Source organism: Micromonospora antibiotica (assembly GCF_017599305.1).
Lineage (GTDB): Bacteria > Actinomycetota > Actinomycetes > Mycobacteriales > Micromonosporaceae > Micromonospora > Micromonospora antibiotica.
Map to the genome: position 1 here is coordinate 22,759 of NZ_JAGFWR010000039.1, position 12,358 is coordinate 35,116.

General features: G+C 74.6%; 13 protein-coding genes. 3 read left to right on the forward strand and 10 right to left on the reverse strand.

The window, feature by feature from the left end; all coding sequences use genetic code 11:
• Nucleotides 1-122: 122 nt before the first annotated feature.
• From JQN83_RS31770 to JQN83_RS31790, 6 genes are read right to left on the reverse strand one after another with little or no spacing between them, the layout of a single operon-like run.
• A complete protein-coding gene (locus JQN83_RS31770) occupies nucleotides 123-431 on the reverse strand; it encodes a DUF2470 domain-containing protein (protein WP_307799991.1) in 309 nt (102 codons plus the stop codon).
• A complete protein-coding gene (locus tag JQN83_RS33600) occupies nucleotides 428-1,105 on the reverse strand; it encodes a biliverdin-producing heme oxygenase (protein WP_244253619.1) in 678 nt (225 codons plus the stop codon). The genes JQN83_RS31770 and JQN83_RS33600 overlap by 4 nt, the downstream gene beginning before the upstream one ends.
• Entirely contained in the window at nucleotides 1,106-2,014 is a 909-nt protein-coding gene (locus JQN83_RS33605) for a heme ABC transporter ATP-binding protein (RefSeq protein ID WP_244253620.1), read from the reverse strand.
• Nucleotides 2,011-3,108 carry a FecCD family ABC transporter permease gene (locus JQN83_RS31780; RefSeq protein ID WP_208570841.1) on the reverse strand — a complete coding sequence of 366 codons (1,098 nt, stop codon included), beginning with the start codon at nucleotides 3,106-3,108 and terminating at the stop codon, nucleotides 2,011-2,013. The genes JQN83_RS33605 and JQN83_RS31780 overlap by 4 nt, the downstream gene beginning before the upstream one ends.
• The gene (locus JQN83_RS31785; protein ID WP_208570842.1) at nucleotides 3,105-4,121 is read right to left on the reverse strand and encodes a heme/hemin ABC transporter substrate-binding protein; all 1,017 of its coding nucleotides are present in this window, start codon (nucleotides 4,119-4,121) and stop codon (nucleotides 3,105-3,107) included. The genes JQN83_RS31780 and JQN83_RS31785 overlap by 4 nt, the downstream gene beginning before the upstream one ends.
• Nucleotides 4,118-4,951, reverse strand: coding sequence for a hypothetical protein (locus tag JQN83_RS31790; RefSeq protein WP_208570843.1), 834 nt, complete (start codon nucleotides 4,949-4,951; stop codon nucleotides 4,118-4,120). Before JQN83_RS31790 ends, JQN83_RS31785 begins: the two co-directional genes overlap by 4 nt.
• Before the next feature lie 195 nt (nucleotides 4,952-5,146).
• On the opposite strand from JQN83_RS31790, the gene JQN83_RS31795 reads away from it, so the two are divergent.
• From JQN83_RS31795 to JQN83_RS31805, 3 genes are all read left to right on the forward strand, one after another.
• The gene (locus JQN83_RS31795; protein WP_208570844.1) at nucleotides 5,147-6,655 is read left to right on the forward strand and encodes an HtaA domain-containing protein; all 1,509 of its coding nucleotides are present in this window, start codon (nucleotides 5,147-5,149) and stop codon (nucleotides 6,653-6,655) included.
• A 71-nt stretch (nucleotides 6,656-6,726) separates the two neighbouring features.
• Nucleotides 6,727-7,929: a WxL protein peptidoglycan domain-containing protein gene (locus JQN83_RS31800; protein ID WP_208570845.1), complete on the forward strand. Its 1,203-nt coding sequence runs from the start codon at nucleotides 6,727-6,729 to the stop codon at nucleotides 7,927-7,929.
• On the forward strand, nucleotides 7,926-8,789 hold the full coding sequence (locus JQN83_RS31805) for a hypothetical protein (RefSeq protein WP_208570846.1): 864 nt from the start codon (nucleotides 7,926-7,928) through the stop codon (nucleotides 8,787-8,789). Before JQN83_RS31800 ends, JQN83_RS31805 begins: the two co-directional genes overlap by 4 nt.
• Here the strand turns inward: JQN83_RS31805 and JQN83_RS31810 are convergent.
• The 4 genes from JQN83_RS31810 to JQN83_RS31825 form a co-directional block, all read right to left on the reverse strand.
• Entirely contained in the window at nucleotides 8,775-9,683 is a 909-nt protein-coding gene (locus JQN83_RS31810; protein ID WP_208570847.1) for a TIGR03619 family F420-dependent LLM class oxidoreductase, read from the reverse strand. The genes JQN83_RS31805 and JQN83_RS31810 overlap by 15 nt on opposite strands.
• The gene (locus tag JQN83_RS31815; protein ID WP_307799994.1) at nucleotides 9,680-10,102 is read right to left on the reverse strand and encodes a MerR family transcriptional regulator; all 423 of its coding nucleotides are present in this window, start codon (nucleotides 10,100-10,102) and stop codon (nucleotides 9,680-9,682) included. The genes JQN83_RS31810 and JQN83_RS31815 overlap by 4 nt, the downstream gene beginning before the upstream one ends.
• A gap of 103 nt (nucleotides 10,103-10,205) precedes the next feature.
• Entirely contained in the window at nucleotides 10,206-10,766 is a 561-nt protein-coding gene (locus JQN83_RS31820; RefSeq protein WP_208570848.1) for a hypothetical protein, read from the reverse strand.
• 29 nt (nucleotides 10,767-10,795) lie between these two features.
• The gene (locus JQN83_RS31825) at nucleotides 10,796-11,986 is read right to left on the reverse strand and encodes a S1 family peptidase (RefSeq protein ID WP_208570849.1); all 1,191 of its coding nucleotides are present in this window, start codon (nucleotides 11,984-11,986) and stop codon (nucleotides 10,796-10,798) included.
• Nucleotides 11,987-12,358: the final 372 nt, after the last annotated feature.

Sequence of the window (12,358 nt, forward strand, 5' to 3'; positions counted from 1 at the left end):
CGTGGGGGCCGGCCCGCACCGGGTCGGCCCCGCGACGCCCCACCGCCGGGTGCTCAGCCGGCCCGGCGCGGTGGCACGCCGCCGGGTACTCAGCCGACGGCGCGACGCCCACCGGCGGGTGCTCAGCCGGCCCGGCGCGGTGGCACGCCGAGCGCGGCGCACGCCTGCTCGTACATCCGGACCACCTCCCGGCGGATCTCGGCCCGCTCGGTGAGCCGGTGGGCGAACGGGACCCGCACCGGCACCTCGATGTCGTCGAGGGTGACGGCGAAGTCCATCCCGTCGGCGTCCAGCCCGGTCACCCGCGCCCGGCTGGCGTCCGGGCAGCCGCCGAGGGTGCGGCAGATCAGCAGCGCGTCCCCGGCGTGGTCGTCGTTCATGTGCCGGCTGACCGCGCGGACGACGTCGGCGTCGAACGGCTGCCCGGTCACGCCACCGCCTCCGTGGCGTCCGGGCCGTCCGGCACGTGCCGGGCCAGGGCCGAGAAGACCGCCATGTTGTGCCGGTACGCCACCAGCACCTCGTCCAGCAGCGCCGCCTCGTCGGCCGCGCTCATCGGCAGGGCGTCCAACCGCGCCCGGTACGCGTCCTTGTACGCCTTCGGCCGGGTGATCCGGTCGAAGGCGTAGAACGCCACCCCGGACCCGTCGGTCAACCCGTACCGCCGGGACACCGCCCGTCCGATGTACAGGCCGCCGGAGAGGTCACCGAGGTAGCGGGTGTAGTGGTGGGCGATGAACCGTACCGGGGAGGTGCCGCAGACGGCCCGGATCCGGTCGGCGTAGGCCACCGTCGCCGGGTTCGGCGCGGTACGCGACGCCCAGTCCGGGCCGACCAGCCGGCTAAGGTCCGCCTCCAACGCGGGCAGCCGGGTCAGCGCGTCGTCGATGAACCCACCGGCGAGCGGGTCGTCGCGCATCACCCCGGCGGCCGACTCCAACGCCTGGTAGAGGGCGTGGTGCTGGACCACCAGGTCGACGTAGCCGGCGAGGTCCAGCTCACCGGCGACCAGCGCGGAGACGTAGCGCTGACTCTCGGCGGCGGCGTGGGCGCCCTGGGTGGCGGCCCGCAGCCGGGCCGAGAACGGCATGGGCGGGGTGTCCATCTATTCCTCCGTGCGGGGGGTGTTCCGGGCGGGGCCCCGACGGCGGGGCACGACCAGCGGCAGGCGGGTGTCGGGGTGCGGCACGACCTCGATGTCGTGCCGGTAGACCTCACTGAGCAGGGGCGCGGTCAGCACCGTGTCGGGGGGGCCGGCGGCGCGTACCCGCCCGTCGGCGAGCAGGGTGATCCGGTCCGCGTACGCCCCGGCCAGGGCGAGGTCGTGCAGCACGACCACCACCGCGTCGCCGGCGTCGGCGCGGTCCCGGGCGATCCGCATGACGAGCTCCTGGTGGTGCAGGTCGAGGGCGGCGGTCGGTTCGTCGAGCAGGAGCACCCCGGCCTGCTGGGCCAGCACCCGGGCCAGGGCGGCACGGGCCTGCTCGCCCCCGGACAACGACGGGAAGGGGCGGGCGGCGAACCGGATCACGTCACAGCGTCGCATGGTCTCGGCGACGACCGCATCGTCGTGGGCCTCTTCCGGACGGCCGGCCCAGGGTGCCCGGCCCATCCGGACCACCTCGACCACCGCGAACGGAAAGCTCAGGGTGCTGCGCTGGGTCAGCACCGCCCGGCGCATCGCCAACTCCACGGCCGACCATTCGGCCAGCGGACGACCGTCCACCTCGACGGTCCCGGCGGCGAGCGGCAGGTCACCGCTGACGGCGGCCAGCAGGGTGGACTTGCCGGCGCCGTTCGGGCCGACCAGGGCGTGCAGTTCACCGGCGCGGATGGACAGGTCGACCTGGTCGAGCACCGGTCGGCCGGCGCGCTCGACCCGGACCCCGGTGACCTGGACCCGGATGCCGCCCGGTGTCGCCGGCGCAGGCGGCCGGGGGGTCGACCGGCGGCCGGTCAGCCGCAGCCGGACCCGTCGGCGGCGGTCCCGTACCCGGGGGCCGTCCCCGCTCATGCCCAGCCTCCCGCGCGGTCGCGGGTGCGGCGCAGCAGCCAGAAGAAGGCGGGGCCGCCGACGATCGCGGACAGCACCCCCAACGGCAGTTCCTGGTAGTCGACGAGGGTCCGGGCGGCGAGGTCGGCGACGATGACGACGATCGCGCCGCCGAGGGCGCTGGCCGGCAGCAGCAGCCGGTGCCCGGGGCCGGCGACCATCCGGACCAGGTGCGGCACGACCAGGCCGACGAAGCTGATGATGCCGGTGAAGGCGACCGCCGCCGCGCCGAGCAGTGCGGTGACCACGATCATCCGGACCCGTAGCCGTTCCACGTCGACCCCGAGGTGGCGGGCGGACCGTTCACCCAGGGCGAGCAGGTCGAGCCGGCGGGCGTCGGCGAGGGTGGCGAGCAGCCCGACCGCGAGGCAGGGCGTGGCCAGGGCGACCGCCGACCAGTTCGCCTGGGCCAGGCTGCCGAGGTTCCAGAAGGCGATGGCCTGCACGCCCGACTCGTCGGCGACGAACATCAGCAGCCCGATGGCGGCACCGGCGACGGCGTTGACCGCGACCCCGGTGAGTACCAGGGTGACCACCTCGGTCCGGCCGCCGGAGCGGGCCAGCAGGTAGACCAGCCAGGTGGTGGCGAGGCCACCGGCGAACGCGGCGGCGGGCACCGTCCAGCCACCGAGGACGGTGATACCGGTGACGATGGCCAGCGCCGCGCCGACCGCCGCGCCCGCCGAGACGCCGATGACGCCCGGTTCGGCCAGCGGATTGCCGAACACCCCCTGCATCACCGCACCGGCACAGCCGAGCGCGGCGCCGACCACTGCGGCGAGGGCGACCCGGGGGAAGCGGACGAGCCACAGCGCGCTCTCGCCGTGCGGGGCGGCGGGCCGGGCGCCGAGGTCCAGGCCGAGGCGGTGCAGCACCGAGCCGAGCACCTCGGCCGGGGAGACGGCCACCTGCCCCCGGCCGGCGGCGATCAGGGCGACCAGCAGCAGCCCGGCGGTGAGCCCGGCGAGCAGGACCGGTCCGCGCCGGCCCCGACGGCGGCGGTCGCGGCCGGCTGCGGTCTCCCCGGTGGCCGGTCGGATGTCGGTGGCGGTCACCGGGGGGTCCGGCAGTGCAGCGCGTCGGCCAGGGCCCGCACCACCCGCCCGGATCGGGTGCCGAAGGTGAGCAGGACGCCGTCGTCCATGTCGACGACCCGGCGGGCGGCCCCGGCCGGGGTCTGCCCCACCCCGGGGAGCTTGAGCAGGCCGTCGACGCCGCCGACGGACTTCAGCCCACCGCTCATCACCAGCAGCACGTCCGGGGCCGCGTTGATCAGTCCCTCGCTGGTCAGTGGGCGGAACTTCGCCAGGCCGATCGCGGTGCCGGCGTCCGCTCCCCCGGCCGCCTCGATCATCGCGTCGGAGCCGGCGCCCCGCCCACCGATCAGGTAGACCCCGGCGGTGCCGCGCAGATAGAGGAAGGCGACGCGGGGGGCCGGGCCGTCGGGCACTGCGGCGCGGGCGGCGGCGATCTCGGCCTCGATCCGGGTGACCAGCCGGTCGCCGGCCGCGCCGACGCCGAGCGCCGCCGCGATGGCCCGCACGTGCGCGGGGACGGCGTCGAGGCTCTGCTCGGCGGCGACCAGGACCACCGGGATGCCGGCGGCGCGCAGCTGCCGCAGCGTCTCGGGTGGACCGATGCTGTCGTCGGCGAGGATCACCGTCGGGGCGAGGGCGAGCACCGCCTCGGCGGACAGGTCGTGTCCGGCCGGGGTGACCACCGGCAGGTGCGCGGCGGCGGGGAAGGTGGTGGAGGTGTCCCGGCCGACGACGTTGCCGCCGAGCCCGAGGCTGAACACGATCTCGGCGATCGAGCCGTAGAGGTTGACCGGCAGGATGCGGGTGGCATCGGTGACCGTGCTGGCGACGCCGTCGGTGGAGCTGACTGTCACCGGCAGGGCCGGGGTCGGCGGCGGGACCAGCGGGGTGACGTCGGTGTCGGGCAGCGTGGCGGTGACCGGGCCGCAGGACGTCGGTGCGGTCGGCTGCGCCTGCGCCGTCGGGTCGGTGCAGGCGGTCAGGCCACCGACGATCAGCAGCAGGACGAGCGGCAGCGCGCGTCGGGTCATGACGTGGCCCGGCGACGACGGCGCAGGCCGGCGAGCAGCGCCACCCCGAGCACGGGTACGACCAGCACGGCGAGCCACCAGCGTCCGGTGTCGGAGGCGGCGCTGACCCGGGTCACCTGCGCCTGGTCGGTCTGCCCGACCCGGCCCCCCTGGTCGGTCCCGCCGCCGGCCCCGACGGGGACGCTCCCGTCGGCGGTCGCCACCGGGCCCGCGCCGGTGGGCGCGGCGGCCCCGCCGGTCGGTGCCGCCGCCGGTGGGGTGGTCCGACTGGTGCCGCCGCCGACGCCGGTGGTCGCCGGGGCGGCGGCGGTGGTACGCGCCGGAGTGGGCGCGGCGGCGAAGGTGATCGGCACCCGGACGTCCTGGGAACGGTCGGCGGTGCGGGTGTGGTCGGTCCGGGAGGCGACCACGCACCGGCGGACGGTGCAGTCCACGTCGCCGATGCGGGTGGTCACGGTGAGGCTGACCCGGAACGAGCCTCCGGTGCCGTACGGCACGGCCAGGCCCTCCCCGTAGGAGGGTGGGTTGGAGGAGATCCAGTGCGAGGCGCCGGTGCTGCCGGTGGTGTCGGCTCCACCGCCGCAGGGGCTGGGGGCGACGCCGGCTCCGTTGTCCACGCAGAAGGCGACGTAGATGCCCTTGGTGACGTCGTATCCGCTGCCGGTGACGGTCACCGTGGCCCCGTTGCGGCCCACCCCGGCGCTCGGGGTGACGGTGAGGGCCTGCCCGGTGGCGCCCCGACCGGTGCCGGCGTGGGCCGACGTCGGCAGCAGGCCGACACCGACAGTGATCAGGGTGGCGGTCAGAACGGCGCGACGCAGTGCTCGCATCAGGCTCCCCACATGACTGATCGGGCCGGCTGACACACCGACCGTAGCTAAGGTTTGCCTAACCTAAGCGAGAGATCCGCAGTTCACAAGGGGTTCTTCGGGTCAAGATCTTCAACCCACCGCCCACTGTGCCGCAGTAGTTAGGTTTGCCTAACCTCAACCACTGTCCGTATTGGGGACAACAGAGGGAGCAGCATGGTCAGATCCAGCACCGGCACCGGTCGGTGGCGGTCGGCGCGGTGGGCGGCGGTCGCCCTGCTCGGCGCGTCGGCCGCACTCGTCGGGGTCAGCCCCGCCCAGGCCGCCGGGGCGGACATCCGCTCCGGCAGCCTGACCTGGGGTTTCAAGGCATCGTTCCGCGCCTACCTGAACACCGGCAACGGCAACCCGCCGATCGCCGCCAGCGAGGGCGCCAGCATCAACAGCGACGGCACCTTCACCTTCCCGGCGAAGGGCGGGACGCACGACGCCGGCACCGGGGCCATCGACGCCCGGTACGGCGGGAAGATCGTCTTCTCGTACCCGGCGCACTTCTTCACCATCTCGTTGGCCAACCCGACGGTCGTCGTGACCGGTGGCACCGCCGCCGTCACTGCGGACGTCGACCTCACCACCACCGCGGCCGAGCCGGTCTCGGTCCGCCAGGCCACCATCGCCACCATCGCCGTCACCGACGGCAACCCCGGTGGCAGCGGCGGCACGGTGACCGCGACCGACCTGGCGGCGACGCTGACCGCCGAGGGCGCCTCGGCGTTCAACGGCTTCTACTCCGCCGGCTCCGCACTCGACCCGCTGTCGTTCACCTTCTCCACCGGTGGCGGCGGCGAACCGGCCGGCCCGGCGGTCGGCGTCACCCCGGCCACCGGGCTCGATCCGGCCGGGGCGACGATCACGGTCACCGGCAGCGGTTTCGACCCGGAGGCCAACGGGGCGGCGGGGATCTACGTCTCCTTCGGCCGCAAGGTCGACGAGCACTGGACGAACGCCGGCGTCCTCCAGGTCACCAAGTGGGTCAACAAGTCCAACGAGCCGACCGAGGCCCGCGACCGGCTCAACGCCGACGGGACGTTCCGCACCACCCTGCCGATCAGCGCGGTCTACACCGACCGCACCGGCACGTCCGTCGACTGCACGAAGGTCCAGTGCTATGTGATCACCTTCGCCGCCCGGGGCGCGGCCGACCGGAGCCAGGACACCTTCACCCCGGTGACGTTCAGCCGTACCCCGGCCGGTGGCGGCGACGCCAGCCAGCAGATCACCACCACCGTCACCGGTGGTGCGCTGACCCTCGGCGTGACCGGTTCCTCGGTCACCCTGCCGGCGGTCAGCAACGGGCAGGTCACCACCGGGGCGCTGAACGCCGCCACCGTGGCCGACCTGCGCGGCACCAACGCCGGCTGGAGCCTGGTCGGGCAGGTCGCCGACTTCGCCTCGGCCAGCGGCGGCACCATCGCCGCGGACAACCTCGGCTGGACGCCGAGCGCCACCGTCGGCATCGACGGCCTCGCCGGGACCCCCGGCGTGGTCACCCCGGGCGCACCCGCCGCGCCCGGTGCCGGCCTGGGCACGGCACGTGCGCTGTGCACCTCGGCCACCGGCGCGAGCAACGGCACCTTCACCTGTGGCGCCGAACTCCAACTCGGGGTTCCGGCGTCCGCCCCGGCGGGCGACTACAGCGCGGTGCTGACCCTCACCCTCTCCTGATTCGGCAACACCCCGGTGGGACGGGCTCGCCACCCGCCCCACCGGGCCCGATCACCCTTGCGGAGCCCGGCATGTCCCTGCGTACCACCCTGATCCGGGCGAGCGCCGTGCTCGCCGCCGCGCTGCTCGTGGCGACGGCACCGCCCGCACCGGCCCCCGCCGCGCCCGCCCCGTCGCCCGGCCCGGCAGCCGGGGCCGGGGAGACCGGCGCGGCGCGCTGGGCCGTCCAACCGTCCAGCGCCAAGGGCCCGACCGGGCGCAACTACTTCATCTACGACCTGGCCCCGGGCAGCACCCTGACCGACCACGTCGGCATCACCAACCTCGGCGACCGCCCGGTCACCTTCGACGTGTACGGCACCGACGCCTACACCTCCACCGACGGCGCGTTCGCCCTGCTGCCGGCGGACCGGCCGGCCACCGACGTGGGCTCCTGGATCAGGGTCGACCGGCGCGAATGGACGATTCCGGCGGGCAAGCGGGTCGACATCCCGTTCCGGCTCACCGTGCCGGCCAACGCCACCCCGGGCGACCACACCGGCGGGGTGATCGGTGCCGTCGCCCGGGTCCGGACCACCGCCGACGGGCAGCGGGTGCTGGTCGACCAGCGCCTGGCCGCCCGGGTCTACCTGCGGGTCAACGGCCCGGTCCGGCCGGCCGTCACCGTCGAGGCGGTCGACGTCTCCTACGCCAACCCGGTCAACCCGTTCGCCGGTGGCGACCTGGTGGTCCGCTACCGGCTGCGCAACGACGGCAACGTCCGGATCGGCGGCAGCGCCACGGTGACCGTACGCGCGCCGTTCGGCCGGGAACAGGCCCGCACCTCCCCCACCGACCTGCCGGAACTGCTGCCCGGGGCCACCTTCACCGTCACCGAGCGCATCACCGGCGTACCCCCGCTGCTGCGGCTGACCGCCGAGGTCGACATCGCGGCCACCAGCACGGACACCGCGCTGCCGCCGGTGGTCCGTACCGCCGGGGTGTGGGCTGCGCCGTGGCTGCTGCTGGCCCTGCTCGCCGGGGCGGCCGGCTGGGCCGGGCTGCGGTGGTGGCGACGGAAGGCCGCTGCCGCCGGTCGACCGTCCACCCCGGACCCCGCCCCCGGTCAGCAGGACCCTGCCGCCACCCCGCGACCGGCCGCGACCGCCTCCGCCGCGACCGACGCTGCCGCCGCCGGGCCGACCCCGGCTGCCGCGACCGGGCCGACTCCGGCTGCCGCCGCCGGGTCGACCCCGGGTGTCGACGCGCGGCCCGACACCCCGCCCGCCCGATGACCGGGCCGCTGCGTGCCGTCGCCCTGCTGGCCGTGGCCGCCGCGCTGGCTCCGGCCCCCGGGACACCCGCCCCGGCCGGCACCCCGGCGGGCGGCGGTCCCGGCGTCACCGTGCCGGCAGGGATGCTGCGGGTCGGGCAGCGGATGCTGGTCGGCCTCGACGGCTGGCCGGCCGGCACAGTGCAGGCCGAGGTGTGCGGCAACGCGGCCCGGCGCGGTGCGCTCGACTGCGCGACCGGGGCCGCCACCCACGGGCAGGTGCCGCCGTCCGGCCGGGCCACCCTGCCGGTGCTGTTGGTCGCCCCGCCGGTGGCCTGCCCGTGCGTGCTGCGGGTCCGGACGCCGACGGGCACGGCCACCGCCGTCGCCGACCTGACGTTGGCCGGGGTGACCGCCCCGGCCGCCGCGCCCATCGCCCCGCCCGAGCTGACCCTGGTGGCGTTGCGTGCCGTCGACCGGTCCGGGCCGCGCGGCTGGTTCGGCCTGCCGGGCGAACTCGCGGTCCGGATCACCCTGCACAACACCGGCCCGCAGGAGATCACCGACCCGGCGTTCGCACTGACCGTCGGGCCACCCGGCCGGGCCCGGACCATCGTGGCCGCCCCGGCGCTGGGCACCATCGCCGCCGGGCAGACCCGGGAATACCACGTCCCGGTGCCCACCGACGCGGCCCCGTTCGGCCGGTACGAGGTGGACGGCCGGATCGCGGTGCCCGGTCGGCCGCTCGCGTTCACCGTGGCGGCTACCCGGTGGCCCTGGGGTCTCCCGGTCGCCGCCGCCGTCCTCACGGTCGTGCTGCTGCTCGCCCGGCCGGCACGACACCGGGCGCCCTCCGGCGAGCGGCGGCTAGCGCGGGCCTGACCCGCTCGTACGCTGCACCCGGGGCAGGATCTCGCCGGCGAGCCACTCCAACGCCGCACCCAGCAGGCGACCGTCGATCGGCATCCACAGCGAGCACATCGACACGCCCGCGTCGGCGAGGCGACCCAGGTCCTCGACGATCGCCTCGGTGCTGGCGTCGGTGCCGCCGATCAGCCGGCCCGGCGCGGGCCGGACCGCCGGCATGCCCGGCGGTACCAGGAACCCGACCGTGCTGATCTCGATCGTCGCCGGGTCACGTCCCGTGCCGTCGGCCAGTTCCTCGATCCGACGCCGGACGTAGCGGGCCTCCTCGTGGTCGAGGCCGGAACCGTGCCAGCCCTCCCCGAACCGCAGTGCCCGCCGGATCGCCGCGTCGCTGTGCCCACCCACCCAGACCGGTGGCCCGCCGGACCGGTACGGGGGAACACCGGTGCGGGTGTCGCGCAGGCCGGCGAACCTGTCGTCCAGGTCTGCGGTGGTGCCGGCCCACAGCGCCTTCATGACCGCCAGGCTCTCGTCGGTCCGCCGGCCACGTAGCCGCAGCGGCACCCCCAGCGCGGCGAACTCCTGCGGGTTCCATCCGGTGCCGACGGCGACCGCCAGCCGCCCCGCCGACACGACGTCCAGCGTCGCGAGCTGATTGGCCAGCACCACAGGTTGGTAATAGGGCAGGACCAGCACGCTCGTCGCGATCCCCAGACGGGTCGTCGCCCCGGCGACCGCCGCCAGCAGGACCACCGGGTCGAAGCCGGCGCCGTGCGGGTTCTCCAGCACGTGGTTGGCCATCAGGACGTAGTCCAGGCCGATCCGCTCGGCGTCCCGTGCCGCCCGGAGCACGGCGGCACCCGCGTCGCCCGGCCACGCCTGCGGTTCGAGGGAGAGTCCGAATCTCATCGTGACCACTCGTCGGTCACGGTTTCCCCGCCGCAGGCCATCGCCGACCTGGTCGCCCGGAGCTGCCGGGCGAGCCGCCCGCGCAGGTCCTGGAGAGCGGCGATCCGCCGGTCCAGGGCACCGAGCCGGTCGGTGGCGACCCGGAGCGCGTCGGGGCACCGGGGCAGGGTGCTCAACGGCTCGTCGAGGCACCCCTTGTCGATCGAGAGCCGGATGTCCTCGATGGTGAGGCCGAAGTCGAGCAGCTCGTGGATGTTCCGGACCCGGACCACCGCCGACTCGTCGTACTCCCGATAGCCGTTGGCGGCACGGCCCGGGGCGATCAGGCGCTGCTGCTCGTAGTACCGCACCGAACGGGCGCTGACGCCGCAGCGGCGCGCGAATTCGCCGATCCGCATGTCACTGGTCCCCTTACCCACCCGGCGATGCTAAAACCCTGACACTGACGTCACGGTCAAGTCATCGCGTGCGGGCGTCACGGGGCCGACGCCACGCGCGCCGGCCCCGCCGTGGTCGACCTGCTCAGTTACTGAAGAAGGTGCACTGGAACGCCATGTCGTCCACCCGTACGGGGCCACTGCCGCCCAGCAGGGAGACCCGGACGAACACCTGGCTCGGGCCGTTCGCGTAGCTGGCCACGTCGTGCCGCCGCCAGACGGTGTCGGTGACCCGGACGGTGCGCAGCGCGAGGTAGTTCCAGGTCGCCGGATCGATCACCTCGACGTTGAGCACCGCCGGCCCGCTGACCGCCTGGACGAAGAACCCGCCGCCGCAGGTGGTGTTGTGCCCGGCGGTACGCGGCCGTACGGTGAGCAGCTTGCCCACCCCGGACCAGCCGCCGGCCGAGGTGGTGAGGATGGCGTTGTTGGCACCGGAGCGGGCCTTCCCCGCGCCCAGCTCGAAGGCTCCGCTCCCGGCGCCTGCGCGGTGGAACTCCCACACCGTCGCCGGACTGCTCTCGAACCCGTCGGTGTGCTGCCAGAGGTCCGCCTGGGCGGGGCCGACGGCCACGGTGAGGGCCACCGTCGTCGCCATGACGGCCGCGGCGGTGAGGCGTGCGGCGCGGGTGAATGCGTTTCTCATCGCGGTCTCCTTGTGCTCGTCGCCGCTCGTCACGGCGCGCCGTAGATGACGACCTGGTACGTGGTGATCGCCTCTCCCACCGGCTGGTGCCAGGTGCGGGGCGAGGAGTTGCACTGGCTGCCGTTGCGGTTGGCGTGCGAGTTCAGCCCGTACCCGGTGTTGGTGGCGAAGAGCGGCCCTCCGCTGTCGCCGCCGAGGGTGCAGATGTTGGTCTCGATCATCTGGCGTACGGTGCCGCCCGCGCCGTTGACCGTCACGTTGGTCTTGAGCACGGAGCCGCACCGGAAGCCGGTGGTGCGGCCCGAGTTGCAGACCGACAGCCCGCTCACGGCCGTCGCCCAACCGTGGATGCTGCGGCTGGTGTTGTTCCACAGGTTGATGGTGCCGGTGGCCCAGACCGACGGACCGTTCATCCAGATGAGACCGAAGTCGTTCTCCGGATAGTGGCTCTCCAGCGTCGGCCCGACGTCCTGCCCGTTGGGCAGCGTCCAGTGTGGGAAGCCCTGGGTGCAGTGGCCGGCCGTGATGATGTAGTTGAAGGTGAAGTCGGTGGCGGTGAAGCCGACCGAGCAGCCGCCCATCGCGTCCCCGCTGGAGATCCCGACGTTCGGCTGGATCCGGCCGGTGCTGGTCTCGAACCGGACCGCCGAGCCGAACCTGCGCGCCGCCGAGCGTTGCACGGCGTTCTTCGCCCCCGACGCCGGCAGGCTCACCACCACCTGGTTGGTCTGCGGGTCCACCCCCCACGTCGTGTCGGGTTCACTCGCTGCGGCCTCCAGCGCGCGCTGGATGCCCTGGAGTTGCCGTTCGCCGCGGGCGACGAGGCGTGCCTTGGCGCCGGCGGCGGTCACCTTCGCGGCAGCCGCCGCGTCGGTGACCGTGACGACGAGGTTGCCGTCGGACAGGTACGCGCCGCCGGAGCTGGCACCCAGCTCGGTGGTCAACCGGTTGGCGAGTCGCACGTTGGCGTTCTCGACGCTGATCAGCTTCTCGGCGGCCGCACGGCTGATGCCGCGCTGCTCGGCGATCGCCCCGGCCATGTCCGGGGCCCCGCCCGCCCGGCCCCGGTCGGCGACGCCGCCGATGGAAGCCGGGGTTGCCCGGCCGTCGGTGCGGGACAGATCCACCCCGCCCCCGGGCCGGGCCGGACGGTCACCGGCCGGTCCGGCCGCTGCGGCCGTCGGGACGAAGGCCACCGACGTCACGGCGGCGAGTGCCACGGCGAGCAGGGCCCTGCGGCCTGGTCTTCTCAATTCCGGGTAACTGACGGCACGTTCTGACATTCACCGCTCCCATCGCGAGGGGACTAGTCGGCCGGGTCAGGAGCCGAACGCCCCCGGACCGGGACGGCAAGCCTCGCAACAGGCAGCAGGCTGCGAGCGGGATGCTGGACGCGACTGGACACACCCGGACACCGGGCATGAGCCCGAAAAGGCCCCGACCCGGGTTTGTCCCCGGGTCGGGGCCTTTCCTCGTGTTTTGACCGTTCTGTGGGCAGGGTGGTCTGGCGGTGTGGTGTGGGTGTGTTCGTGGTGGTGTGGTGGAGGGCTGTCATTTGCCCTTGTGGACGGCGTTTTTGCGGATGACCGGAT